Raw genomic sequence first — 26,609 nt, 5'->3', positions numbered from 1 at the left:
CCATAAACCCCATGCAAAAAATCGTTTTCTGCTGTATCGCCGGCGGCAGTTTGCTGTCGGCCAACGCTGTTGCCCAGGCCCAAACGCCTGCGGCCAAGGCTGTTGTCACGACCGCATCGCCTGCAAAGGCCGTGCCGCTTGCCAGGGAATCGGCAGCTGACACCACGCCGTCCGTCAGCGTCACGGCCGAACGCCCCACCGGCCGCATCGACCGCCAGGTGTATGACGTCAGGTCCGACGTCAGCAGTACCAACGGCACGGCGGCCGATGCGCTCAATAATGTGCCGTCGGTGGCGGTCGATCCCGATGGCACGGTGTCGCTGCGCGGCAGCAGCAATGTGCAGATCTTGATCGACGGCAAGCCCTCGGCCATGCTGCAGGGCGACTCGCGCGGCGCGACGCTGAACGCCATGGCGGCCGACGATATCGAATCGGTGGAAGTGATCAACAACCCCGGTGCGCAGTTCGGCAACGAGGCGGGCGGCGGCCCTATCCTGAACCTGGTGATGCGGCGCAACCGTAAACCGGGCGGCTTTGCCACCGTCAACGCCAACGCCGGCATTGCCGGGCGTTACAACACCTCCACGTCGGGGACTTATAACGAAGGCCCGTGGGGCTTCCAGGGCGGCATCCATTTTCGCCACGACGGGCGCAATTCGACCGGCGAGACCAGCCGCGAGCGGCTTGATCGCCAGAGCGGCGGCTTCGCACCGAGCAGCCAGCAGTCGGTCAGCAATGGCCTCAACGATTCTTTGGGCGTGAACGGCACCGTCAACTACAACCTGGGCGCCAGCGACACCCTGGCTGCCAGCGTGTCGTATAACGGGCGCAGCAACGACGCGCGCTCGACTGACCATTATATCAATGGCAATAGTGTCGGCAACACCATCGGCGACTATGTGCGCAGCACCTTGCGCAATGGCGACAGCCGCAACTACAGCTGGGGCGCCCGCTATGACCACAAGGGCGAGTTGCCGGGCGAAACCCTGAAGATCGACCTGCGCGTGTCCTCGGCCGACAATGACAACACCAGCGACTACGCCAACGTCTACGCCATCGCCACCGGCAACGCCTTTGACAGCCGCGCACGCCAGCACAGCGACACGGGCAACCGCATCATCGACTTCACTGGCGACTACGAGCGGCCGCTGGCCGGCGGCACCGCCAAGCTCGGCTACAAGGTGGCCGACAACAAGAGCAGTTTCGATACGCTGTATACCGACATCAACCCCTTGAGCCTCGGTGAAACGGTCAATGCCATGCGCAGCAACCGTTTCGAACTCGACGAGCGCACCATCGCGCTGTACGCTTCCTACCAGATGCGTTTGTCCGAGCGCTGGGGCGCCCTGGCCGGCTTGCGCACCGAATACACGGACCTGGACGTGCGCCAGATCACGGGCGGCGTCGAGGCCGGCAACCGCTATGTCAATTACATTCCCAGCATGTTTGCCACCTACAAGGTCAACGACGAGAGCAATCTGCGCTTCAGCTATGCGCACCGCCTGCGCCGCCCCAATGCGGGCGACCTGAACCCTTACGTGGTGTACCGCGACGAATTCAATGTGTCGTCCGGCAATCCGAAGTTGCGCCCGACCCAGACCGACTCCTTCGAAGTCGGCTATGAAACGAAGCTGTTCGGCCTTGAAAGCAGCTTGCGCGCCTACCACCGCCGCGACAAGGACGCCATCGTCGATTATCGATACTTCATCAGCGACAATGTGCTGCTGACCACGCGCGAAAACGGCGCCGGCAGCCATGCCAGCGGCCTGGAGTTCACCCTGTCGGGCAAGCTGACGCCGTCGTTGACCCTGAACACCAGCGGCAACCTGGCGCGCAACCAGCAAACCTCGCAGGACGACCTGGGCAACAGCAGCACGCGCACCGCCAATGCCCTCAGTGGGCGGGCGCGCCTGAACTACCAGCTCAATCCCGCCAACCAGGTGCAACTGGCCCTGCAAATGCAGGGCAAGACCCTGTCGGGCCAGGGTTATCGTTCGCCCAACAACACGCTCAACATGAGCTGGCGTCATATGTTGACGCCGCAGCTGAACCTGGTGATGAATGTGACCGACGTGTTCAGCACCAACAAGATGGAAACCGTGATCAACAGCGCCTCGCTGCGCGAGACTGGCACGCGCCGTTTCGATGGCCGCATGATTTATGTGGGACTGTCGTACCGTCTGGGTGGCGCCAGTTCGGCGGCGAAAGAGGGCGATCATGCGCCACGCTTCGGCCCGCCGGGCGGGCGCGGGCCAGGTGGCCCCGGTCCCGGTCCCGGTCCCGGCCCCGGCCCCGGCCCCGGTGGACCCGGCGGCGAAGCGGGCTAAGCGGCCTCAGGCGGCAGCGAGTTCTTCGAGGAAGGTTCTCTGCCGCTTTTTCCAGTCAGCCTGTCCTTGAGCGTGGCAAACTTGATGCCGCTCGTTTCCGCGAGCAGTTTGCGGTGCAGCGCCGCCAGTGGTGTGACCGCCATCAGACCGCCATCGCCGCCTTGATCGGCGCATGGTGTGCATAGCCTTCCAGCGAAAAATCGGACGGCTCGATTTTCTCCAGCCATTCCGGTTCGTACTTGCCGGTTTGTGCGTAATCTGGAATGCGGTCGGAAATGACAAAGCGCGGGGCAGCGAACGGCGTGCGCCTGAGCTGTTCCTGCACCATGTCCAGGTGGTTTTCATAGACGTGCGCGTCGCCAATAAAGTAGGTGAACCAGCGTGGCGTGTAGCCCGTCAGGCGCGCCACCAGGTGCAGCAGGGCCGCGCCTTCGGCGATATTGAAGGGCGTGCCCAGACCGATGTCGTTGCTGCGCACATACAGGCACAGCGAGATCTCGCGCGTGTTCGCGTTCGGGATAAACTGGTACAGCAAATGGCAGGCGGGCAGGGCGACGGCGTCGAGCACGGCCGGGTTCCAGCCGTGGAACAGGATGCGGCGGCTGCCCGGGTTGTTGATGATGGTGTCGAGGCACTCGCGCAACTGGTCGACCGCCTTGTACAGCAGCACTTTCTGCACGCCTTCCTCGTTCACTGGCGCGACCACCGTAAAACCGTTGGCCTGGGCATCGGCGATCCGCGCCGCTTCGCTGGCGTCCAGCAGTTTGTAGGCCGGCCACTGGCGCCATTGCACGCCGTACACAGGACCCAGGTCATCCTCGCCCTCGCGGTTGGGGTTGGCCAGCCATTGCGCATTCTCGTTGGCGTTCTGGTCCCATACCTTGCAGCCGAGCGCGCGGAACTCGCCAGCATTGCGCGAAGCACGCAGGAAAGCGCACAATTCGCCGATCACGGATTTGAAGGCCAGCTTCTTGGTGGTGACGGCAGGAAAACCGGCGGCCAGGTCGAAACGCATCATGGCGCCGGGCACGCTCAGGGTACGGATGCCGGTGCGGTTGTCTTGCCAACTGCCAGTGTCGAGGACGGTCTTGATCAAATCTTGATATTGCTGCATGGTACGCTCCAACGGTAAGGATGGTGATTGTAACGCAGCGGGCCGTCCGCCATCGTGCTTGCCGTACCATCTTAAATTAGCGGCAAGTATGACTCTGTGGTAACTTATATGTCGACAAAGAAATAATAACGAAATGGCCGATCCCCGCACCATGTTCCTGCGACAATTTTTCAATCGCCATCACACCACCATGGTGCAGATCGGCAAGGCTGATTTCCTGAAGGCCAACCTGCGCCAGATCCTGGCCTGGCCGCTGCTGGGCCTGGCCCTGTGCGCCGTGCTGTGGGCCGCCACCATGCTGCAACTGGAAGCGGAAAAACAGGTGGCGCAGCAACAGGCGCTCGACAATGTGGCGTCCCTGTCGAAAGCCTACAGCCAGTATCTGCTGCGCACCGTCGAGCAGATGGACCAGCTGACCTTGCAGCTCAAGTACGAATGGGAAAATGCCGGCGGCAAGCTGCGCCTGGAACAGCTGAAAACGCGCGGCATGTACGCCTTGCCACAGTTTGCCATCGTCGCCATCTTTGATCGCAAGGGCCACGCCGTGACCACCACGGCGCCGGTGCAGCGCCTGCGCGCCAGCGAACGCAGCGACTTTTTGCTGCGGCACTGGCGCAGCAATTCCAGCGCCTTGCGCATCGCGCTTGGCAAGGCGGGCGAGGGCGAGGAGGCGAGTGGCTCCCTGGTGCATTTTACGCGGCGCCTGGAAGACGCCGACGGCAATTTCGACGGCGTGCTGCTGATCTCCATCCATTCCGCGTATTTTTCCGAATTCTACGACAGTGTCAACTTCGGCAAGCTGGGCATGTCTGCCATGGTGGGCGAGGAAGGAGAACTGCTCAGCGTGCGGCTGGGCGCCACCGTGCTGGCGCCGCATGGCACGCCGTTTCTCGACACCAGTTTTCTCGACGGCGACAGCGGCGCCATGCAGTCGGCCGGGCGCACCGCGTTTGCCGACGCGCAAAGCCGCTATGTGGGCTGGCAAGCCTTGAAAGCCTATCCGTTTACCGCCGTGGTGGCGCTGGCCGATACGCAAGTGCTGCAGCCCTACCAGGAAACGCGCACGATTTACCTCGGTATCGCCTCGGCCGTCAGCCTGCTGCTGCTGGCGTTTACCTGTATCGCCACCGGATTGTCGCTGCGCCTGGCCTGGCGCCACCATCAGTCCGAGGGCGTGCGCAACGCCTACCGCATGGCAACCGAAGGCACCAGCGACGGTTTTTACATCATCGCCGCGCTGCGCGACGCCGACGGCGTCATTGTCGATTTCGAGCTGGTCGACTGCAACGAGCCGGGTGCCGACTTTTTCGGCGTGCACCGCGAACAGTTGCTCGGCATGCGCTTGCAGTCGCGCGCGCACGAGCCGTATTTCCGCGACCTGATCCAAAATTACCATGCCGCCATGGTATCGGGCTTTTCGGAAGAAGAGATCGAACTGGCCGACGGCAACCCGTTCAAGCTGCGCTGGATACGCCGGCGCCTGGTGCGCAGCGGTGACCGCCTGGCCGTTACCTTGCAGGACATCAGCGCGGCCAAGCTGCACGAACAGGATCTGCGGCGCCTGGCCAACGAGGACGGCCTGACGGGCCTGCCCAACCGCTACTGGCTGCAGCAGTTCCTGCCCGACGCGCTGGCCCGCGCCGCGCGCGATGGCCATATGCTGGCGCTGCTGTTCATCGACTTTGACGGCTTCAAGGACATCAACGACACCCAGGGCCACGCCGAAGGCGACAAGGTGCTGCGCGCCGCCTCGCTGCGCCTGCACGCCGTGCTGCGACCGGGTGACCATGTGGTGCGCGTCGGTGGCGACGAATTCGTGGTGCTGCTCGATCCGGTCGAGGACGACAGCCGCGCCGAACAGGTGGCGCAGCGCATCGCCAGCGCCTTCGACGAACCGTTTTACCTGGGGCCGGAACGCCACAAGATGGGCGCCTCGATCGGTATCAGCATGTATCCGCGCGATGGCGCCGAAACCGATGTGCTGATGAAAAACGCCGATATCGCCATGTACGCCGTCAAGACGGCTGGCAAGGGGCATCACCGCTTCTTCCAGCCGGCCCTGTTCGAGACCATCCGCCACCGGCGCGAACTGGAGCAGAGCCTGGTCACCGCGCTGGAGCAGGATCAGTTCCTGGTGGTCTACCAGCCGCGCGTTGACACCATGAGCGGCCTGCTGTGCAGCATGGAGGCGCTGGTGCGCTGGCAGCATCCGCAGCACGGCATGGTACCGCCGCTGGAATTCATCCCCGTGGCCGAGAGCAGCGGCCTGATTTCCCAGCTGGGCGAAGTGGTGATCGAAAAAGTCTGCCAGCAACTGGCGCGCTGGAAGACCTATGGCCTGGAGCTGGTACCGGTATCGATCAACGTCTCGGCGCGCCAGTTCGGCCGCGGCGACGTGCACCGGGTGCTGGCGTCGGCGCTGGCCCGCCATGGCATCGACGCGCGGCTGATCGAAGTCGAGATCACCGAGTCGGCCATGATGGATGAACAGAACCGCGCCGTGGAGCAACTGGCGGCGATCCGCGCGCTCGGCGTGCGATTGCTGGTCGATGATTTCGGCACCGGCTACTCTTCGTTGTCGCAGCTGCAGAAGTTCGCCATGGACGGCCTGAAGATCGACCGCGCCTTCACCATGGAACTGGGCCGCTCGGAGCAGGGCGAAGTGTTCGTGCGGGCGATCGTCTCGATGGCCCATGCGCTGGGCATGAGCGTGGTGGCCGAAGGGGTGGAAACGCGCGAACAGCTCGACATGCTGCACGCGCTGCAATGCAATGAAGTGCAGGGTTATTTCATCTCGCGCCCCGTGCCCGCCGAGCAGATGCTCGAACTGATGCTCAAGCGCTTCCTGATCGACCATCCGGCGCAGCCAGGACTGCCTGCGCCCACCCTCTGTACGCTCGCTTCGTAAAAAAAGAGCGATCGTTCGCTTTTTTTTAAAAACTCGGCTATGCTTTACGCATGTCCACCGTGACGTGCTGCACGGTGGTCATGCCCGAGACAAACAAGCGTGCCAAAAAATACAGAGAGACCCACTTGAAACCATCGTACCTGCCCCTGCTTATCGCCGCCGCCCTGGCCGGCCTGTCCTCCACCGCCCAGGCATCGGGCTACCGCTTCGGCTCGCAAAGCGTGTCCGGCCAGGGTAGCGCCGACGCCAATGGCGCCGAAGCGTCCGACGCCTCGACCATTTTCTACAACCCGGCCGGCATGTCGCGCCTGGAAGGCACGCAACTGCTCGGCGGCGGCACCCTGGTGCTGCCGCATTCGACCTTTCAGGACACTGGCTCGCGTACCTTTACCAACCGCGTACCTGGCGGCACCACCAGCGATTACGCGCCCAACGCCGTGTTCGCGCCGGCCCTGTACGCCAGCAAGAAAATCAACGAGCAGTGGACCATCGGCGCCGGCCTGTTCGTGCCGTATGGCGCCAAGCTTGATTATGGCAACGACTGGAGCGGCCGCTACGCGATCACCAATATCAAACTGGAAGCCATCGCGCTGAACCCGTCGGTGTCTTTCAAGGCCAATGAACACCATTCCTTCGGCTTTGGCGTGACCGCCGAACACATGAAGGCCGAACTGGGCCAGGCCGTCGATGTGCCCGGTTCCGTGGCCTTCCTGGCGCAAAACGCGCCAGCCGCCTCGACCGCCTTCATTACCAATATCGCGCGTACCCAGGGCCTGGCTGCGGCGCAAGCCGCCGGTGTCGCCCTGCGCGGCGCCAGTGACGGTCACGCCGAAATGGATGGCGATGACTGGGGCTACGGCTTCAACCTCGGTTACCTTTACCAGCCGAGCGAAGGCACGCGTGTCGGTATCGCCTACCGCTCGTCGATCTCGCACAAGCTCAAGGGCGACACCGTGTGGGACTTCTCGAAAGTGTCGAACAATGCGGCCGTCAACAGCTTTATTGCCGCCGCTTCGCGCAAGGTCAACTCGGGTGCGCTGGTGGAATTGCGCACGCCGGAAACCTTGTCCATCAACGGCTTTCACCAGATGGACGACAAATGGGCGCTGATGGGCGACGTGACCTGGACCCGCAGCTCGCGCCTGCAGAACCTGGACATCCAGTTCCCGCCGACGGCCGAAGGCGACGAGCGCATCCGCCAGCAGTGGAAAGACACCTACCGTGTCTCGCTGGGCACCAACTACAAATATAGCGACAGCCTGCTGCTGCGCGCCGGTATCGCCCACGACCAGGCGCCCGTGCGCAGCGCCGAACTGCGCCACCCGGCCTTGCCGGACAGCGACCGCATGCAGTATTCGATCGGCGCGAACTGGAAGCTGAACGCCAATTCCTCGCTGGACCTGGCCTACAGCTTCATCGACTTCAAGGACGCCGCCGTCAACTACACGAATCAGTGCTCGCCAGTGACCACAGGTTGCACGGGCAATGGTGAAACCACCAAAGGCCGGTTCAAGACCCGCATGCAATTGGTGGGTGTCGCTTATAACTACAAGTTTTAAGTGGCTGGCGGCGGTCCAAATGGCCGCCGTGATGTGAAAAAGGCGCCCGAGGGCGCTTTTTTTGGATTTACAATCCGATTGCCAGCAAATCAAGCGCCTTGCGCACGGTGTCGTCTGGCATCTCCAGCAGCTGATCCCCCACATACCATTCCACCACGCTGTGGTCCGGCAGCGCCGCATGGCTGGCGCGCCCGAACAGCCAGATGCCGTGTTCTTCGGCCACCTGGTTGCGGATCGCGATGGCCCGTTCGCGCGAGACGGGCAGGTGCAGGTGCAGCATATTGGCTTGCGGCCGGGCCGGATTGACGGCGATCGCCGGGTAGTCCTTCAGCAGCGCGTATAGCCACTCGGTGCGCGCAAAGTACTGCGGCATGGCCGCGAGGCGGGCGTCGAACTGCATTGCGGCGGCCACCACGTAGGGCGTGCGGTGCACGATATTGCCGCCCTGGCGGTGGAACCAGGCGCGCGCACGGGCCACGAACGACGGGTGGCCGGCCAGCACGGCGCCGCCCAGGCCGGCAATGCCCTTGTACAGCGACACATAGACCGAATCGAAGCCGTCGCAAATCGCGTGCAATGGCTGGCCGAAACCGGCCTGGGCCTCCCACAGGCGCGCGCCGTCCATATGCAGATGGATATTGTTGTCTCGGCAGTGGCGCTTGATAGCGTCCAGTTCCTGCCACGACGGGCATTGTCCGCCGATTTCGCGCATCGGCAGTTCAATTTGCGCTGCGCCCAGGGCGTCGGGCACGGCGCGCAGGTCGTCCACCGTCCAGGGCCGGTGCGCATCGCCGATGAACAGCGCCTTGAAATGGTCGAGCAGCTCATGGTTGCCCCGTTCATGGCGCAGGATATGCGAAGTCGGGTGCAGGGCTACCAGGCGCGAGCCGCGGTCCTGGCAGGCCAGGCGCAGCGCGGTGACCTGGGTCATGGTGCCGGTAATGCAGAACACGGCCGCTTCAAAACCCAGCAGAGCGGCGATCTTTTGCTCGAAGGTCTCTATGAGCGCGCCTTCGCCATAGGTATCGTGGGCCACCGCGTTCGCTTGGCACCAGGCGGCCATGGCGGCGAAGGTGGCGGCGGGCGTGGGCTGGCGCTGGCCAGGCACGATGGTGTGGCAGCGCAGGCGCAGTTCAAGGTCGGTCAAGGCGGTCTCCGTGATTTACAAAGTGGCCGTCGCCAGTTTCGCGCCAAAGCCGATAAACACGGCGCCCACGCCGCCGCCCATGCCGGCCGACAGGCGGCGACGGCGGCGGAAGGTCTCTGCCAGGCGCGCGCCGAGAAAGATGATGGCGGTCAGATAAGTAAGGCTGATCAGCTGGCAGATCAGGCCCAGGCCGGCAAACGACAGCGCCGGCGCGGCAAACTTCGGATCGACGAACTGGATAAAGAAGGAAATAAAGAACAGAATCGCCTTCGGGTTCATCAGGCTGATCAGCAGCGCCTTGCGAAACGGCTTGCTTTCCCTGGCATTTGCCGGCGCTTCGGCGCTGGTGTGCGCCGATTCTTTCGCACGCAGCTTGCGCCAGCAGCCGAGCAGCATCTGCAGGCCGATCCACGCCAGGTAGGCCGCGCCGATATATTTGACGACATAAAACAGGGCCGGGCTGGCTTTGAGCAGCGAAGCCACGCCACAGGCCGACAGCACCATCAAAATCAGGTCGCCCGTGAAAATGCCGAATGCGCCCTGGTAGGCCGGCCGCACGCCGCGCTGCGCGGCCACCGACAGCACATACATGGAGTTGGGGCCGGGCAGGATGACGATAAAGATCGTGCCCAGCAAAAAAGTCCATAAATCGGTAATGCCAAGATTGATAAGAAAAAATGAATGTATATTGATGCTCATAGGATTTTAAATAAAGTAATATTTTTAAATATTGCTTATTTTTACGGCCGAACTTGTAAATGAATTTGCTCTAATACAGGTTGAAGCAAGCCTCGTATCGATGCATCAGAAAGCGAGCGCTGTTTATATTCTATAAAAAGGTTTTCTTTGTCTTGTAAATTTATTTTATAGTGAATACTTGCTAAAAGTATCGCTATATCAGCTTGGCGCGGTCCAAATTTAAAAGTTTGAATCAGTAAAGAGTCCAATATTTGAGTTTGCTGAGTTATCTGATTTTTTAAATTTTCCATAACTATAAGATAACGTCCTAAATTTGCATAAAACATATCTTTCGTATCGGAAAGTACCGAAGGAATATTTATTTTTTCTGGTTCATCAATTGATCGGCCCGCCGTTAAAGTTCCAAATGCCATTCCGATGCCAATAGATAAGTGTGCTGATTTATCTTTCGCTTTTTGAAGAATATTTACACTTTTTTCTTCTTTATGAATTGCACTGCCTAACTCCAGAGTGGCTAATGCCCAGTTATGAACAATCGCACTGTCAGCATTAGGCTGTGGGGGGATACTAAACGAGGTCATTATATGAGGAAGCTTTGTGGCAATAGACCAAATATATTCCATATTTAAAAATATTAAATCTGTGGATGTTTTAATTTCGCGAAGGTTAAATATTTTTTTTTGCTTTATTTGATACGCAAGCGTTCGTATTGGCTTAAATAAATCTGCCATAAAATATCTGTGAGGTGGAGTAATCGTCTGTAATAGTAAGTTGTTGATTTCTTCTGTGGCTATTGCGAGACGTCGTTCTCCGATTAATTCTGGCACTAGTATAAGTGCTTGTATTTTGCTTACCGAATTTGATGAGTTAGACTTGGCGCCAGAAACTACAGATTCAATAATATTTTCTAATTTCAACTTAACCATATCCACATCTAATAAATCTGGGGGGAAATGTTGAAAATTTGCCAAAAATTGTGCTTGTTCACGTTCCCTATTCATACCATATTGAATTATGGTGTTGATAATGTTGCTGCCTAGTGCTTTATTTTCGACGCAAGCTTGATATGAAGCTTCTGAGTATAATATTGCCAGTGCCGGATCAACAATTGGCCATGCAGTGGTTACACCGTTATTTAAAATTTTAATCGTTGATTTTAATATTAGCCATTGTTGTTCTTGATTAAAATGATTCATGTGAATATACGAAAGTTCTAATATTCCGGATATGGCAGTCCAGTATTGATCTTTAGAATTTTTTAAAATATATAAAGCCATTTCGCAAATAACGTCTTTTGATAATTTGCTAAATTCTGGGCGATATTTTGCTATTTTTTTTAATGTTGCGATACATGGATTTAAAAGATCAGTCCATGAATATTGAGATGATTTATTTAATTTTGCTAGTGTTGAAATATACGAAATCATTCTCATCGCAAGATCAGTTTGTTCAATATTTATTTTTAATAGCCATTGTTCAAACAGGGCTACTAATACACGTCCTCTTTCAACTGATGAGCCAGGATATGCAACTTGCTTAGTAATTAAACTTTCTATCAATTCGATATTGATGAAGCGATTGATAATTTCCTCTTTCCAGTCTATATGTGAAACTGCAGAGAAGTCGCCTGAGTATAGTAAAAGAAATGCGGCTAAATTAAATGAATTAAAGGTTTGATTTTTTTCTGTAGCTTTAAATAAACTCCGAGCATACAAATTTTGAGTTACTTTTCGTTCAGATGAAGCTCCAAGGGCATATTGACGCCTTAATGTTGCCCAAAAAGTTCTGTGAGCTAGATCAGTTTTACCTTCAATGTCGGCACGTACCGCATAGGCTGCATCGTGAGAGTCTATTAGTAAAGGAGGAGAAATGTTAGTTGGACGTAAATCGTGGCTAAGGTTTTGAGGTATTTTTTTATAGTCAGCTACTAGAAGGTCTGTCGCAGAATTGCATATGCTAAGTGTATTTTCACTAAAGCTTTTATCTTTTAGGTTTTTTTCTAAAATTTTTGCCGATTTATTTGGTCCATCTATCACATAAACTGTTGATGCAATGGACTGAAGTGTCAATTCTTTAAGCGAGTCTTTAATGAAACTCCATTCAATACTTAAATGCTCAATTAATGTAATGCAATTTTTATAAAGAATTTGAGCTCCGTTCCAATGGTCTGAGTCAGCAAGAAGGTCTGCTAAGTGCTTTATTAAAACAATATTTAGTGGTTCAGGTAAAGCTATAATATATTTTTTTATTATTTTATATGGGTCTTCCTCACGAAATTTTGGTGAGGCTTCTATTAATGATAAAATTGCATTTGCAATAAGATAAAATGTTGGCTGAGTGCAATTGATTAATCTGTTTTTGATGGTTTCTGAATCTGAAGATAGATCCATTTGCCCGAACTGGAGTGCGGTTTGGAGTGATATTACGCCTTTGTTATAATTTTCATTAGGGTGCAAGTTTATTAAGCCATCATTCATCCATGTAATTCCACGAATTTGATTTTGAAGTTGGCAGGCAAGGTTATCATTTACTAATTTCGGCTGAATAATCCAACTTCCTAGCGTGATATGACTGCTAAGCTCTTGGTCCTCAAATAAGTCTGAAAATTGAAAATCTCCCTTTGAGATACTAATAACCATTTCTGCCATAAACTCTCGCAGCAGAACCACAGGAAGAAAATGTTGTAGGCAAGCCCATCCTTCCCAATTTTTTGAAAAATGGGCGGCGCGTAAGGGGCTTGATATATTAGATATCATTGGTAATCTCATGAAAATAAATGGTGCCGTCAGGTTGTGTAGTGCCTACGAGAATCTCGTAATTCAATAAACCGTGCGAAGGATTATAGTGGTTTGCCTCTTTTAGCACTCGATGTAAGTCAAATCCAAGCAAGGTCACAGTCGAACTATTCAGAATTTTAGGGTATTTTAAGCAAATCATATGAGCAAGTTTTTTAGAAACTACAACATCGTTGATATGCCAGGCAGGATCGTGAGAGTTTTCTGCTGTTGCATATTGACATGCTACTACTGATTTTGGTTGCCGATTAATGTGAAGGGGTATTGGTAAAAAAGCTCCTGATAATCCACCAAATCTTGGATTATCAGGAATTTGCAAAAAGTTAGCCATTACGATTATGGCATGTCGATGTCTTAAATTGTTATCGTGTTTCGCCATTCGCAAAAATCCTTCACGGAAATCAATATGCCATAGTGGAAAATCTTTGGAAGGAGTATGAGGCGAGCATGTAGCTAAGGAGATAATATCAATGTGATCCGGAATGGTATTGTTAAAACTATTTCCATAACGGCTTATTGCATCAATAGGGCGAGTTCCTGGGTAATCCGTATCATGAATTAATGCATCGGAACAAAGTAATGGCTGGAGAGTAATAGGTAATAGTGATGGCTCGGAAGGTATAAGTGTAATGAGTGTCAGAAATTTCGCTTCAGTCATATTGGAATCGGGAAAAGCACTTAGCTCAAATTTTGAGCGAAGGACTTTCGGATGAAGAGTGATTCTTACTTTGCTATCAACATCCACAGCTATTACCGCACCTAGGTTGAAATGAGTATTCTTCTTTTGGTTAATAAGCCAGTTGCTAAATCTGCATAAGTCGTCAGGACGAGCACCAGCTTTAATGAGATCTTCGGATAGTTTCAATACCTCGTCGCGAGCAAAGAGAAAACGTTCGCTAGAATCAGGCCGAATTCCGGTATGTATGCATCCTGTGGGGCCTGCAGACCTTAAGGAATTTACTAAAGTAATCAAATCTGCACTGCAAAGAAAAACCTCAGGAAAAACGAGTAAATCAAATGAACTGGCTGGTAATATATTGACTTTAGTACCATAAGATTCTTCTGTGTTGCTTTTTAGCCTGGTTACTATGCTAAATAATATGGCGCTATGTTTCTCGGGTTCATAAGCGTGAGGTTCAACAGTAAATAGTCGTAATGAACGGCTATCACGTTGCATGTGCCATTGCAAGCTATTCATTTCAAAAGGGATTGACACGTTTTATAAACTCGTATGGTTTTATTTATTTAATTAATTAAATTTATATTTTTTATTTATTAAATATTTTATTTGTGGTTGGCATATTTATGTCAATTTTTTAAAATCTGTTTTTTGAATATAAAGATAAACATAGGCGACGAAATATTAGGTAACGGTAACCCCGGCATGGAACTGCAGCGCGGCCAGGTTGGCGTAGATGCCACCGAGGGCCACCAGCGTAGCATGCGTGCCGGTCTCGACGATCTTGCCGTCTTCCATGACGATAATGCGGTCGGCACGCTGCACGGTCGCCAGGCGGTGGGCGATAATGACGGTGGTGCGCCCGACCATCGCCGCTTCCAGGGCCTTTTGCACCAGGCGTTCCGATTCGGCGTCGAGCGCGCTGGTCGCTTCGTCGAGCAGCAGCAGCGGCGGGTTTTTCAGCAGGGCGCGCGCAATGGCGATGCGCTGGCGCTGGCCGCCGGACAGGCGCACGCCGCGCTCGCCCAGGAACGATTTGTAGCCGTTCGGCAGGCGCTCGATGAATTCGTGGGCGGCCGCCATTTTGGCCGCCGCGATGACTTCCTCGTCGCTGGCGTTGGCGCGGCCATAGCGGATGTTTTCCATCGCGTCGTTTGAAAAAATCACCGTATCTTGCGGCACGATGCCGATCGCGTCGCGCAGGGTGTGCAGGTCCAGCTGCTTGATTTCGACGCCGTCGAGGCGAATGCTGCCGCTTTGCGGATCATAAAAACGCAGGAACAGCTGGAACAGGGTGGTCTTGCCGGCGCCGGAAGGACCGACGACGGCGACGGTTTCGCCGGCGCGGATATCGAGGCTCACATGGTCGAGTGCGGCCGTGTCCGGGCGCGAGGGATAGGAAAACATCAGGTTATCGAGGCTCAGCGCCGCGCCATTGGCGGCGCGCGTGGGCAGGGCCAGTGGCGTGACGGGCGATTCGATTTCCGATTTGACGGCCATCAACTCCAGCAGGCGCTCGGTGGCGCCGGCCGCGCGCTGGGCTTCGCCCATCACTTCTGACAAGGCACCGATGGCGCCGGCCACGATGGACGCGTACAGGATGAACTGGCCCAGGTCGCCGCCTGTCATCGAGCCGTCGAGCACGGCGCGCGCACCGAGCCACAGCACGAAGACGATGGCGCCGAACACCAGCAAAATGGCGATCATGGTCAACAGGGCGCGGGCGCGGATGCGGCGCATGGCCGTCATGAAAGCGCCTTCGACCGAGTCGCCAAAGCGCTTCGATTCGATGTGTTCGTGCGTAAAGGCCTGCACGGTCGGCATGGCGTTGAGGATTTCGCCGGCCATGGCCGAGGCGTCGGCGATGCGGTCCTGCGAATCGCGCGAGAGCTTGCGTACCTTGCGGCCGAACACGATGATCGGCACCACCACCAGGATCAACAGGCCGATGATGATGCCGGCCAGCTTGGCGCTGGTGACGAACAGCATCACCAGGCCGCCGAGGAACAGCAGCACATTGCGCAGCGCCATCGAGATGCTGGTGCCGACCACGGCCTGGATCAGGGTGGTGTCGGTGGTGATGCGCGACAGGACCTCGCCGGTCTGCGTGGTTTCAAAAAATTCCGGGCTTTGCGTGACCACATGGCGGTACACGGCGCTGCGGATATCGGCCGTGACCCGTTCGCCCAGCCACGACACGGTATAAAAGCGCGCGGCCGTGGCCAGCGCCAGCACCGAGGCCACGCCGAACAGCGCCAGGAACACCAGGTCGACATGCTTGATGCTGGTCGAACCGGCCGCGCCGCCGAAACCCAGGTCGATCATCTGCTTGAAGGCGGCGGGTATGGCCAGGGTGGAGGCCGCCGCCACCACCAGCGCGATGCCGGCCAGCATGAACTGCTTGCGGTAGGGCGTGAGGAAGGGCATCAGGCCCTTGAAGGCGGCCAGGCTGCCTTTTTTCAATTCGCGGCTGCTGCCGGTATCGGCGGGTGCGGTATTGCTGATGGTTTTCGTTGCTTCGGTGCTGGTTGTCATGGGTTTTCGCTTTGATTTACATGTCCGGTACTACAGTTTTACAGCTTCATCGGCGCCACATAGCCGGTCATTTCCAGGTAGGCGCGACCGGCCGGCTGGCCGTCGCGCTTCACCGTTACCGCGCCTTCCCAGTAGACGGCGCCGGTGGAGCGGCGCGAATCGAGTTCCTGGTCCGCCTGCAGCGGCGTGACCTGCCAGCGCGTGCTGCCGGTGCGGATTTCGATGGCGACCGGGTATTCGGCCCTGGTGCGCGGCGAGCGCCACAGTTGCGTGGGCGTGAAATCGACCTCGCCTGGCGCGAACTGCGTTACCTTGCCCTGCTTGTCGCGCCAGCTGGCATGGGCCCACAGTTTAGCACCTGTCTTGCTGCGGATCTGGAAGGCCATCAGGGCGCCGCCGTCATCGAGGTTGGCGCCGAGCCAGTTCCAGCCGCTGGCGTTCGCGTCCAGCACCTGGCTCGACCATTCATGGTCCAGCCAGGTGGCGCCGGTCACCGCCTCGCTCTTGCCGCCCGCGCGGGCAATGGTGCCACTGGTGGCGAGCTGCGGCACGCTGTAGTAATAGCTGGCCTGGCTTGGGCCCGGTCCCTTGCGCGAAAAGCCGTTTTCACCCTGCAGCAGCACGCTTTGGGTGGGCGTCAGGCGCAGCTGCAGATTGAACTCGCGCGCCGCCAGGCTGACCCGGTAGCTGCCGTCCGGCTCGCGCCGCATGCGCCAGTCGTCGAGTTTGACGTCGGTATCGCCGACCTTGGCCCAGGCCAGGCCGAAGCCCTCGCGCGCGCTTTTTTCATCGTGCAGCAGCTTGCCCACTTTCGGGTCCGACAAGGCAGCGTGGCCGATGATCAGCTGCCTGGGCGCGAACGCGCTGGGGTTGTCGGCATCGGCGCTGGTGGCGCTGCGAAAGAAGGTCACCTGGTAGCCCAGCTGCTCGCCGCCGGCCGTCCTGACCCAGCCGGTGGCGTACCACCATTCGGTCTTGTAGGCCGGATGGGCGCCGAAGTCGTGCGGCAACTGCAAGGACTGGCCGCTTGGCAGCGGCGTGACGGGGGCGAAGACCGGCGGCGCGGCCAAGGCAGGCAGTGCCAGCGCCACGAATAATAAAACTGAACGGCGCATTACCAGTCCTCCCTGACGGCGCGGATGGGGCCACCGGACAGCGCCTGGCGGCCGGAGACCAGCGCCGTGGCGGCGGCAGCCGTCAGCAGCGCGCCGGCGACGGTGGCGATCAAGGGCCAGGGCAGGTGCAGCTGCATGGTCCAGTGGAACGATTGCGGATTGACGACAAACACCAGCACAAAGCTGATCAACAGCCCAAGCACAAAACCGGTGGCGATGCCCAGTGCGGTCAGCGCGCCGCCTTCGCACGCCAGGATGCCGAGAATCTGCCCGCGCGTGACGCCCACATGGCGCAGCATGCCGAACTCGCGCGCGCGCGCCAGCGTTTGCGCGGAAAAGGTGGCCGCCACGCCAAACAGGCCAATCACGATGGCAATGGCTTCGAGCAGATAGGTGACGGCAAAGCTGCGGTCAAAAATCTGCAGGCTGAGCGCCCGGATCGCCGACGGCTCCCACACTTCCAGGCTGTCGCCAAAGGGCAGGGTTTTCAATGTCTCTTTCAAGGTGCCGGCCGAAACATCCTTGGCCAGCCAGATGGCCGCGTCGCTGACATCCATGTCGCGCGTGATGGCGCGGTAGGCGTAGAGCGACATCTGGATAGCACCACTGGAACGCGCATAGTCGCGCCAGATGCCGGCGACAAAGAAGGGGTGCAGGCCGCCGGCCAGCGGCAGGGAGATATCCTGGCCCGGCTTGCGGTTGTACAGGTCGGCGGCCGCCTCGGACAGCCACACGGGTTTGGCGCCAGCGGGAACCGGCAGGCTGTCGCCGACCAGCACCAGGCTCTTGCCCGGGTCCTGCAAGTTGATGGGGCGCGCGATCAGCACCACATTGGGCCGGTCGGGCGCCAGCGACATGCTGCGCAGGCGCTGGAAATCCACCCTGGCCACGCCGGGCAGGGCGGCGATCAGGGTCTGCTCGCGCCGAGTCATCCCGGCGGTGCTGCCAGCGGCGGCCGTGCGCGCATAGAGGTCGGCCGGCAGCACCTGCAGCAGCCAGTCGTCGACCGAGACGCGAAAGCTCGACACCATGATGGCCATCGCCACCATCAGGCTAAAGCTCGACAGCACGCCCCCCAAAGCGATGCCGGCCTGGCCCGATGCGTTGGCCAGCCGCGCCAGGGTCAGGCTGATAACCGGTGAACGGCTGCTTGCGGCCGTGCGCAGCCAGGTGCGGTTGAGAAAACGAAACACCAGCGCCGCCAGTTGCGGCATCAGCGCAATGGCGCCGATCAGCAGCAGCGCGATCGACAGATAACCGAACAAAGGCAGCTCGAATACGGGCGGCAGCTGGCTCAACACACCGGCCAGCAGCAGGCAAGCGAGCGCAGGCCAGGTTTTGGCCAGGCGCGTGGTGACCGCTTCTTCGCTACCCGATTTCAGGGCGATGGCGGGCGCCGCGCGCGCCGCTTCGAGCGCGGGTGCGGCGCAGCCGAGCAGGGCCACGCCCAGCCCCAGCGCAAAATACACAAACGCGGCGACGGGCGCGAACTGCACTTCCGGTTGCACGCCCGCGAAATAGCCGGCGCCCAGGTCGCCGCCGAAAAAGCGCAGCGCCACCGCCGCCAGCGCGTAACCGCAGGCGATGCCCAGGGCCGAGCCGACCACGCCGACACTGGCGCCTTCGAGCAGCACCTGGCGCAGCAGGCTTGCGCGTTCCATGCCCAGCACGCGCAGCAGCGCAAACTGGCTGCGGCGGCGTATCACCGACAAGGCCTGGGTGGAAAACACCAGAAAGGCGCCGGTAAACAGGGCCACCAGCGCCAGCACCGTCAGGTTGACCCGGTAAGCGCGGCTCAGGTTATTGTTACGGCTGTTCTGGTTTTCGTCGTTCGGCTGGCTGACCCGGAAACGGCCCGGATACCGCGCTTCCAGCTCGCGCGCCAACGCCGCCTGGAAGGCGTCGCGGTTGACGCCACTGCGCAGTTTCAGGTCGATGCGCGATAACTGCCCCAGCTTGCCGAAGCGCCACTGGGCGGCGCCGATATCCATCACGGCCAGGCGCTGGCCGGCGCGCGACCCTTGCAGTGAGCCCGCCACGCGCAGCGAGACGCTGCCGGTGCCGGCGCGCAGGTCCAGCTTGCCGCCTTCGGCGAGCTGGAGCCAGCGCAGCGCCGCCGGCGACAGGAAGATCGCATCATCGGCCAGGGTGTCGAAAGGCTGGCTGTCGGCTGGCGCGCCGATCAGGTCGGGCGAGATAAAGCCGACGCGAAACACGTCGAAGGCCAGCACATGCAGCGGCTCGCCGCTCTTGTCGGGGCCATTGACGACGCCGACCTGCAGGTCCAGCACCGGCGAGGCGACGGCCACGCCATCGCGCTGCGCCAGTTGCGGGTAGATGCTTTCATCGAACAGCGCTTCGCGCCCGGCCACCTGCACGTCGGCCTGGCCGGACAGACTTTTGACGGCGCTGGAAAATTCGTTAAAAGCGGCGGCGTTGATCAGGTGGATGGCAAAGCCGAGCGACACGCCGATGGTAATGGCCAGGATGGCGACCAGCGCGCGCACCGGGTGGGCGCGCCATTCGCCGAGCAGCAGCCAGCGCGACAGCAGGCGGCGGGCGGCGAAAGCGCTGGCCGGCCCGCTGGCCGGGATGCTCAATGGAGGCATTCGATGGCGAGTTTCTCACCGGCGCGGCGCACTCTGGTCTGCGCCGCATCGCGATTTTTGTCACCGGCGCCGACGGCGTCCTGCGCCGCCCATTGCTGCTCCAGGCGCAGCTGGGCACAGCGTTTTTCATGCGCTGCGCCCTGTTGGGCGCCACGGGCCCGGGCCTGGTCCTCGCGCGCTTCGCGCTGCTTGCGCATGGACTCGAGCTGGCTGGCGACACGTTGCTGGCGCGTGGCGGCGCCCTTGTCGAGTACGGGCGGCGCTGGTGGCACGTCGATGATCTGCAACTGGCCAGCCGTGCACGGCGTTTCGCTGTAGCTGGTCTGGCCGTTCTGCACGCATTTGTAGACGGTCTGCGCGCTGGCGGCGCCAGCTGCTGCGCACAGCATGAGGGCAATGATCGCTTTCACAATATCTTCCCCGGATTCATGATGTTCTGCGGATCCAGCGCCTGTTTGATGGCGCGCATCAGCTGCAGTTCCATCGGCGATTTGTAGTGGGCCAGATCGGCTTTTTTCAGCGCACCGATGCCGTGCTCGGCCGAAATGGAGCCGCCAAACGCGTGGACCTGGTCATGCACGATGCGGTTGATGGCATCCTGGTTGGAGAGAAAAATCGTGTCCGTCATGCCCGCTGGCGGCGCCACGTTGTAATGCAGGTTGCCGTCGCCAAGGTGGCCGAAGCACACCAGCTGGCAGCCGGGAAACGCCGTTGCCAAAGCCACGTCGGTCGTGGCGATAAAGTCGGCAATGACGGAAATCGGCAGCGAGATATCGTGCTTGATATTCTTGCCGGCCTGCGCCTGGGCCAGCGGAATATGTTCGCGCAGCTGCCACAAGGCTGCCGATTGCGCCACCGAACTGGCGAGTACGGCGTCGTCTATCAATGCTTGTTCCAGCGCCGCGGCGATGCTCGCTTCCAGCAATTCGATGGCGTGCGCTTCGGACTGGCTGCTGGACAATTCCAGCAATACATACTGGCCATGCGATTCGGCAAACGGGCGCGGCAGTTGCGGGAACTGTTCGGCTACCAGTTGCAAACAATAGGTCGACATCAGCTCGAACGCCGTCAGGCTGGCGCCGCAATGGTCCTGCATCAGGCTCAATAGCCGCAGCGCGTGCGCGGGGGACGGCATCGCCGCCAGCGCCGTGATGCAGGCCTTGGGCTGGGGATAGAGTTTCATCACGGCGCCCGTGATCACGCCCAGTGTGCCTTCGGCACCGATATACAGGTCGCGCAAGTCATAGCCGGTATTGTCCTTGCGCAGGCCGCGCAGGCCGCTCCAGATTTCGCCTTGCGGCGTGACCACTTCCAGGCCCAGGCACAGCTCACGCGTATTGCCATAGCGCAGCACGGCGGTGCCGCCCGCATTGGTGGCCAGGTTGCCGCCGATGGTGCAACTGCCTTCGGCCGCCAGCGACAGCGGGAACAGACAACCGGCCCTGGTCGCCGCGTCCTGGATGGTTTGCAGGATGCAGCCGGCATCGACCGTGATGGTGCGGTTGACGGCGTCGACCTGGCGGATCGTGTTCAGGCGCGCCAGCGACAGCACCACGGCCGTGCCTGAAGCGTCGGGTATGCTGCCCAGCACCAGGCCCGTATTGCCGCCTTGCGGCACCACGGGAATTGCCCACTGGCTGCAGGCGCGCAGCACCCCGGCGACCTGTTCCACGGTAGCGGGGCGCAGCACGGCCAGCGCCTTGCCGGTAAAGCGGTCGCGCCAGTCGGTCAGGAATGGCGCCATGTCAGGCGCCTCGGTCAGCACATAGGTGTCGCCCAGCAATGTGCGGCAGGCGTCGAGGAACTTGGTTTGATCGCTCATTTTCGGGTACTGACCTTATTGACTTTTTCCAGCAATTCCCTGGCCATGCGCTTGGCGGCTTTTTTGTACGGGCGCAAATACAGCACGGCGCACAAAAAATACACGCCGACGATGATGGCCTCGCCCCAGGCCATGAAGGCGGACGTGGTATTGGTGTCGCTGTAGCCGCGCACCACGCCTTCGGTGAAATACAGCAGGATCACCATCGACGACCATTGCAGCGTGTACACGTCGCGCTTGATCACGCCATATAGCGGGATCAGCAGCGGCAGCGCTTTCAGGACCAGCCACGAGCCGCCCGGCTTCAGGGGCGCGACCACGGTTTCCCACAGCACGCACCAGACGATGAGCGTGGCCAGGCTGGCGATCGCGCCCCAGTGGAAACACTTGTGCAGCGCGCCCGTCATCATGACTCCGCAAGCTTGACGGCGTTGCCGGCCAGGCGGCGGCCCAGCGCCAGCGCCAGGCGCTTTTCATCCTCGCTGATGGCCTTGTCGCCGTCGATGCCGGACCAGTGCGTGGCGCCGTAGGGCGAGCCGCCGGTGGTGGTGGTCATCAGTTCGGGGTGGGTGTAGGGCAGGCCCATCACCAGCATGCCATGGTGAAACAGCGGGATCATCATCGACAGCAGGGTCGCTTCCTGGCCGCCGTGCAGGCTGCCGGTGGAGGTAAACACGCAGGCGGGCTTGCCGGCCAGGCTGCCGGCCAGCCAGTCGCTGGCCGTGCCGTCCCAGAAATACTTCATGGCGGCGGCCATATTGCCAAAGCGCGTGGGCGAACCGAGCGCCAGGCCCGCGCATTGCTGCAGGTCTTCCAGTTCGACGTAAGGCGCGCCATGCGCGGGCACCTCGGGCGCGGTCGCTTCGGCCACGGTGGAGACGGCCGGCACGGTGCGCAAGCGGGCATCGCAGCCCGGTACGCTTTCCACGCCTTGCGCGATCAGTTCGGCCAATTGGCGCGTGGCGCCATGGCGGGAGTAGAACAGGACGAGAATAATCAGATTGGGTGGCTTCATCATTGGTATTATAGGGCGCTTTGCAGCCCGATACGAAGCCATCATGGCGCCGTTCTGATTTCGATTACATGTTTTCAAACTATATACAGTCCTTCTTCCTCTACCTGTCGCGCACGCTGCGCTTTGGCGTCGCCGTCATGCGCGGCGTGAAGTGGCCCGAAGTGCGCGACCTGCTGCAGTTTGCCGGGCGCCGCGTGCGCGAGGAAAGCCTGCCGCAAGTGGCGGGCAGCCTGACCTTCGCCACCGTCTTCGCGCTGGTGCCACTGTTGACGCTGGCGCTGGCCATTTTTACGACTTTTCCGCTCTTCAATACTTTTCGCCATGCGCTGGAAGATTATTTTATCCAGAGCGTGATGCCCAAGGCGATCTCGAACACCATCCTCGGCTACCTGACCACGTTTGCCTCGAAGGCGACGCGCCTGTCGGCGATTGGCGCCGGCGCGCTGATTTTTACGTCGGTGGCGATGATGAATCTGATCGAGCGCGTGTTCAACCGCATCTGGCGGGTGCGCCAGGAACGGCGCTGGACCAGGCGCTTGCTGGTGTACTGGGCCATCGTCACCCTGGGCCCGCTGCTGGTCGGCGTGTCGCTGACGGTCACCTCGCGCGTCTTCATGGCCACCAGCGTGGCCACCAGCGGCCTGGTCGGCGACGTGTTTTTCCTCGGCGCCGTGTTCTATACGCTGGTGTCGATCGGCCTGACCATGCTGGCCTTCACCTTGCTTTACATGACAGTGCCGAACCGCGACGTCGACTGGCGCGACGCGGCCTGGGGCGGCTTGCTGGCCGCGCTGGCGTTCGAGGTGGCCAAGCGCGGCTTCGGCGAATTCATCCAGGATTTCCCCACCTATTCGCGCATCTACGGCGCGCTGGCCGCGCTGCCGCTGTTCCTCGTCTGGATTTACCTGAGCTGGATGATCACCCTGGTGGGCGCCTTGCTGGTGGCCGCCTTGCCGGTCGTGAAATACGAGCGCTGGTGGTACGAGGCGGCGCCCGGCAGCGAATTCGTCGACGCCGTGGCGATCCTGAAAGTGCTGCACCAGGCCTGCCACTGCGCCGATACGGCGCTGGTGGGCGCGGCCGAGATCCGCAGCCGCACGCGCCTGGGCTTCGATGAAATGGAAAAATTGCTCGACAAGATGGTCGAGCAGGGCTGGGTGGGGCGGGTCAACGTGGACGCGGCCGTGCGGGTGCAGTGGGGCAAGCGCGTCGCCGACAGTTCCGACCACTGGGTCTTGCTGGGCAATGTCAACCGCATTACCCTGGCCGACGTCTACCGCCTGTTCGTGTTTGGCGGCATGCGCGTCAATTCCGGCTACCCGGCCGGCTCCACCGATGAGCGCGACATGCAGGCGGCCGAAGAGGCGGCGCGCCTGGCGGCCCAGGTCGAAGGCGCGGTGGAAGAGGGCCTGGGCATGAGCCTGGCGAAGCACTTTGGCGAAGTGCGCTGCAAGTGAATCAATGGAAATGGTTCAGTAGACCAGCGGATTGACTGCCGACTGCCGTGCGATGGCATGGAACGCTGCCATGTCCTGCTGGCGCAGCACGGCCAGCCAATACGTGTCAGCGCCGTCGTGCATATTGACCAGTTTTAATCCGTGCGGCGCCAGATGGTGCGCGATGGCCTCAAAACCATCGTTGATGCTGGCGCCATCTTCGTCACCGTTCCACGTAAAGTCCCGCAGGGCCGGCACGGCGATATGCCGGCCGATGACGGCGATTTCATCGACCGATTTCCAGTCCAGCGTGGTGCCATGGCCCAGCGCGTCGGCAGCGGTGGACCATAGCAGGAACAGACAGGCCGCTTCCGGCGTGTCGCCTTCGTATTCTTCTTCCGGGTCGTCTTGCTCCAGCTCTTCCAACGTGAGGTCCACGCAGCGCCGCGCCAATCGATCGTCACCCCGCAGCAGCAGGGTGGCGATGGCGCGCAACTGGTCGTGGTCGGCCTGCTTGATGATCTGGCCGGGCGTATAGCTGTTGCGCTCTACCTGCGGTGCTGCCGCCAGACCCAGGGCGGCGTTCAGCTGCGCCGAGATGTCGGCCTTGAAGCCGTCCACAGTATCGACCTGCACCAGCAGTTCACCCGCAAAATCCATGCGCCACACCATCGCGTCCTTGACGACGAACAGGCAGTCGTTTTGCGCGCTGATGCCGTGCAGATGGTGGGCCGGGGCATACTTTGGCGCAAACGCCTGCTTGCCGTCCAGGGTCAGCATGCATGCCAGGCCCTGCGCGTCGATGGCGTAGACCAGGTGCTGGCGCAGCTTCGGCGGCGAGGACGTCGTGGCGCTGTCGATATAGCTGTACTGGCAGGGCGCCAGCGGCGCGCCCTGGATATTGACCAGGCCGAACAGGAAGCGGCCGGCGATGCGCTGGCTGACGATGGCGATTTTCTTCCTGGTGCCGAAGTCCTGTACCGAGCTGTAGACCGGTGGCACCACCACGGCGCCATGTTCATCCATCACGCCGTGCACATTGTGATCGCCGCCATCATTGCCGGGCCGTTCAAAGTCCAGCAAGCCATCGTTGCGCTCGCAGGTATTGTCGACGCCTTCCATCACCAGCGCGCCATCGGGCAGGTGCAGCATGCTGCTGGCGCCGTGCTCCCGCAGCCGCAGCACCAGATGCGGGCTGATGAGGTACAGCTTGCCGGGGGCCGGCGGCATCACCACCATGCCGTTCAGGTCCAGCAGGCCTTGCCAGAGCGCTGGCGACGCCGCCTCGTAGGTCAGCCAGCCGTTTTCAGCATCGTGCGTGCCCAGCTCGGTCGCCTGCATGGCCAGCGGCACGATCCAGCGGCCGTAGGGCGTGACCAGCCCATGCACCGCCGGGTCGTCGATCGCGCTCACGTCGTAGCACTGCGCTTGCTCGACCCAGGCATGCACCTGCAGTCGATGCAGGAAGGGCAGTTCGGCGATGTCGCGCTCCTCTATATTGCCCAGGTGGGCGCTAGCGGAAGAGCACCAGTAGCCGATAGCGTCAGCGCTGGCGGCAAGCAGCGTCCCCAGGGCGGCCTGGTCGCCACGCAGCAAGGCCGCCCGCAAGCTGGCCGCTTCGTCGGCCAGCGCCTGCAGCTCGTTTGCAAATTCGGCTGTGCCAATATCGTGGGCTATCAGCTGCACGCAATCAAACACCAGCCACTGTTCGCCATCGGCCAGCAAGCTGGCGATGGCGCTGCGCGCGACCATCGCTTGCGCGTCGCGCGGCGGCGCCATCAGCGCCGACAAGGCTTGCCAGCTGGCGCGCGCCTGCGCCATCGGTGCGGCCAGCACGCACGCGCGTTCTTCGCCATCGCCGTAGAGCGGCCAGGTGAACGCCTGTGCGGCGTCGCCCAGCAGCAGCTTGAACAGCATCGGCGTGGTTTGCCGCCATTCGGCCAGGCCGGTGATGGCGTCGATGTCGAAAGCCGGGTGATCGGGAAGATGGGGCGTGCTGAACAGGACGGCGGTGGAAATCATGAAGTCTTCGTTAAAAAAGCGGGTTTGGTGGCGGCAAAGGCGTACAGGGTGTCGAGCACGGCGTCGGGCTGCTCGGCCATCAGTTCGTGGCCGGAGTCGACCAGCACCACCTTGCCGTGGGCGATGGTGGAGGTCAGCAATTTTGTGGATTTCGGCGGCGTCATCATGTCGCGCGCGCCGAACAGGAACAGGGTCGGGCAGGCAATGGCGGCGGCTGCGACTTCGCCGTTGGCGTAGGCATTGCAGGCGTAAAAATCGGTATGGAACACGTGGTCCGGGTTGATGGCCGCGATGCGTTGCTTGAGCCGGCGCGCGCCGCCCATGGCGTAAAAGCCGGGGCCGGGAAACGACGGCTTTTGCGCGATCGACGAGTGCGACCAGATATTGACCATGTCGATTGCCGCCTGCTCGTCGTTTTTCGACGTTGCCAGCAGCGCCGGCGAGACGGTCATCGGGTAAGTGGCGCCCAGCATGGCCAGCTGGCTGACGCGCTCGGGCGCCAGATACGCCGCCTCCAGCGCGATCAATGAACCCATGCTGTGGCCGACCAGCATCGCTTGCGCCACGCCTGCCGCGTCGAGCACGGCCAGGACCCAGCGCGCCAGTTGTTCCACGCCGGTTTTGGCATCGCCGCCGCTGCGGCCATGGCCGGGCAGGTCGACCGCCAGCACGTTCCAGCCGTGGTGGGCAAAGTAGCGCGTCTGCAGCGCCCACACCGAATGGTCGTTCTGCGCGCCGTGGATAAACACGGCCGTGGGCTGGCCGGGATTGAAGGCCTTGCCGCCCGTGTAGCACCAGGCGGCGTGGTTGTCGACGTTATACATCAT

Annotated in this window: 19 protein-coding genes; 4 read left to right on the top strand and 15 right to left on the bottom strand. The window is 59.9% G+C overall.

The features are described 5' to 3' along the window. Positions 1-11: 11 nt before the first annotated feature. Positions 12-2,327 carry an outer membrane beta-barrel family protein gene (locus CD932_RS18155; protein WP_094444176.1) on the top strand — a complete coding sequence of 772 codons (2,316 nt, stop codon included), beginning with the start codon at positions 12-14 and terminating at the stop codon, positions 2,325-2,327. On the opposite strand, the gene CD932_RS28930 is transcribed toward CD932_RS18155, so the two are convergent. Both CD932_RS28930 and CD932_RS18150 read right to left on the bottom strand, forming a co-directional pair. Beyond that, a complete protein-coding gene (locus tag CD932_RS28930; protein WP_176461040.1) occupies positions 2,324-2,470 on the bottom strand; it encodes a hypothetical protein in 147 nt (48 codons plus the stop codon). The genes CD932_RS18155 and CD932_RS28930 overlap by 4 nt on opposite strands. After that, entirely contained in the window at positions 2,470-3,441 is a 972-nt protein-coding gene (locus CD932_RS18150; protein ID WP_094444175.1) for a thymidylate synthase, read from the bottom strand. The genes CD932_RS28930 and CD932_RS18150 overlap by 1 nt, the downstream gene beginning before the upstream one ends. 133 nt (positions 3,442-3,574) lie before the next feature. Here CD932_RS18150 and CD932_RS18145 point away from each other — a divergent pair, with 133 nt between their 5' ends. Next, positions 3,575-6,349: an EAL domain-containing protein gene (locus tag CD932_RS18145; protein WP_254926656.1), complete on the top strand. Its 2,775-nt coding sequence runs from the start codon at positions 3,575-3,577 to the stop codon at positions 6,347-6,349. A 125-nt stretch (positions 6,350-6,474) separates the two neighbouring features. Then, on the top strand, positions 6,475-7,908 hold the full coding sequence (locus CD932_RS18140) for an OmpP1/FadL family transporter (protein ID WP_094444471.1): 1,434 nt from the start codon (positions 6,475-6,477) through the stop codon (positions 7,906-7,908). A 67-nt stretch (positions 7,909-7,975) separates the two neighbouring features. Here the strand turns inward: CD932_RS18140 and CD932_RS18135 are convergent, their stop codons facing one another. The 11 genes from CD932_RS18135 to wrbA form a co-directional block, all read right to left on the bottom strand. Next, positions 7,976-9,055 carry a low specificity L-threonine aldolase gene (locus CD932_RS18135; RefSeq protein ID WP_094444174.1) on the bottom strand — a complete coding sequence of 360 codons (1,080 nt, stop codon included), beginning with the start codon at positions 9,053-9,055 and terminating at the stop codon, positions 7,976-7,978. Between the two features lie 15 nt (positions 9,056-9,070). Further along, on the bottom strand, positions 9,071-9,742 hold the full coding sequence (gene leuE, locus CD932_RS18130; RefSeq protein ID WP_094444470.1) for a leucine efflux protein LeuE: 672 nt from the start codon (positions 9,740-9,742) through the stop codon (positions 9,071-9,073). Positions 9,743-9,795: 53 nt separating this feature from the next. Next, positions 9,796-12,510: a hypothetical protein gene (locus tag CD932_RS28330; RefSeq protein ID WP_141213292.1), complete on the bottom strand. Its 2,715-nt coding sequence runs from the start codon at positions 12,508-12,510 to the stop codon at positions 9,796-9,798. Beyond that, positions 12,500-13,726, bottom strand: coding sequence for a hypothetical protein (locus tag CD932_RS28325; protein ID WP_141213291.1), 1,227 nt, complete (start codon positions 13,724-13,726; stop codon positions 12,500-12,502). The genes CD932_RS28330 and CD932_RS28325 overlap by 11 nt, the downstream gene beginning before the upstream one ends. Positions 13,727-13,912: 186 nt before the next feature. After that, positions 13,913-15,763, bottom strand: coding sequence for an ABC transporter transmembrane domain-containing protein (locus CD932_RS18120; RefSeq protein ID WP_094444172.1), 1,851 nt, complete (start codon positions 15,761-15,763; stop codon positions 13,913-13,915). A gap of 38 nt (positions 15,764-15,801) precedes the next feature. After that, positions 15,802-16,878 (bottom strand): lipocalin-like domain-containing protein, encoded by a 1,077-nt coding sequence (locus tag CD932_RS18115; protein WP_094444171.1) that lies wholly within the window; start codon positions 16,876-16,878, stop codon positions 15,802-15,804. Next, complete coding sequence (locus CD932_RS18110) at positions 16,878-19,487, bottom strand: FtsX-like permease family protein (RefSeq protein ID WP_094444170.1); 2,610 nt, start codon at positions 19,485-19,487, stop codon at positions 16,878-16,880. The genes CD932_RS18115 and CD932_RS18110 overlap by 1 nt, the downstream gene beginning before the upstream one ends. Further along, positions 19,475-19,897: a DUF4124 domain-containing protein gene (locus CD932_RS18105; protein WP_094444169.1), complete on the bottom strand. Its 423-nt coding sequence runs from the start codon at positions 19,895-19,897 to the stop codon at positions 19,475-19,477. The genes CD932_RS18110 and CD932_RS18105 overlap by 13 nt, the downstream gene beginning before the upstream one ends. Next, positions 19,894-21,309: an FAD-binding oxidoreductase gene (locus CD932_RS18100; protein WP_094444168.1), complete on the bottom strand. Its 1,416-nt coding sequence runs from the start codon at positions 21,307-21,309 to the stop codon at positions 19,894-19,896. Before CD932_RS18100 ends, CD932_RS18105 begins: the two co-directional genes overlap by 4 nt. Beyond that, a complete protein-coding gene (locus CD932_RS18095) occupies positions 21,306-21,716 on the bottom strand; it encodes a DUF2069 domain-containing protein (protein WP_176461065.1) in 411 nt (136 codons plus the stop codon). Before CD932_RS18095 ends, CD932_RS18100 begins: the two co-directional genes overlap by 4 nt. Then, positions 21,716-22,324 (bottom strand): NAD(P)H:quinone oxidoreductase, encoded by a 609-nt coding sequence (gene wrbA / locus CD932_RS18090; RefSeq protein WP_094444469.1) that lies wholly within the window; start codon positions 22,322-22,324, stop codon positions 21,716-21,718. The genes CD932_RS18095 and wrbA overlap by 1 nt, the downstream gene beginning before the upstream one ends. 68 nt (positions 22,325-22,392) lie before the next feature. On the opposite strand from wrbA, the gene CD932_RS18085 reads away from it, so the two are divergent. Further along, positions 22,393-23,781 carry a YihY family inner membrane protein gene (locus tag CD932_RS18085; RefSeq protein ID WP_094444166.1) on the top strand — a complete coding sequence of 463 codons (1,389 nt, stop codon included), beginning with the start codon at positions 22,393-22,395 and terminating at the stop codon, positions 23,779-23,781. A 15-nt stretch (positions 23,782-23,796) separates the two neighbouring features. Here the strand turns inward: CD932_RS18085 and CD932_RS18080 are convergent, their stop codons facing one another. Both CD932_RS18080 and CD932_RS18075 read right to left on the bottom strand, forming a co-directional pair. After that, entirely contained in the window at positions 23,797-25,782 is a 1,986-nt protein-coding gene (locus tag CD932_RS18080; RefSeq protein WP_094444165.1) for a WG repeat-containing protein, read from the bottom strand. Next, positions 25,779-26,609 carry an alpha/beta fold hydrolase gene (locus CD932_RS18075; RefSeq protein WP_094444164.1) on the bottom strand — a complete coding sequence of 277 codons (831 nt, stop codon included), beginning with the start codon at positions 26,607-26,609 and terminating at the stop codon, positions 25,779-25,781. The genes CD932_RS18080 and CD932_RS18075 overlap by 4 nt, the downstream gene beginning before the upstream one ends.

Origin of the sequence: Janthinobacterium sp. PC23-8 (assembly GCF_002250505.1) — a bacterium.
Classification (GTDB): domain Bacteria; phylum Pseudomonadota; class Gammaproteobacteria; order Burkholderiales; family Burkholderiaceae_D; genus Janthinobacterium.
This window is presented reverse-complemented; position numbering and strand designations above follow the sequence as displayed.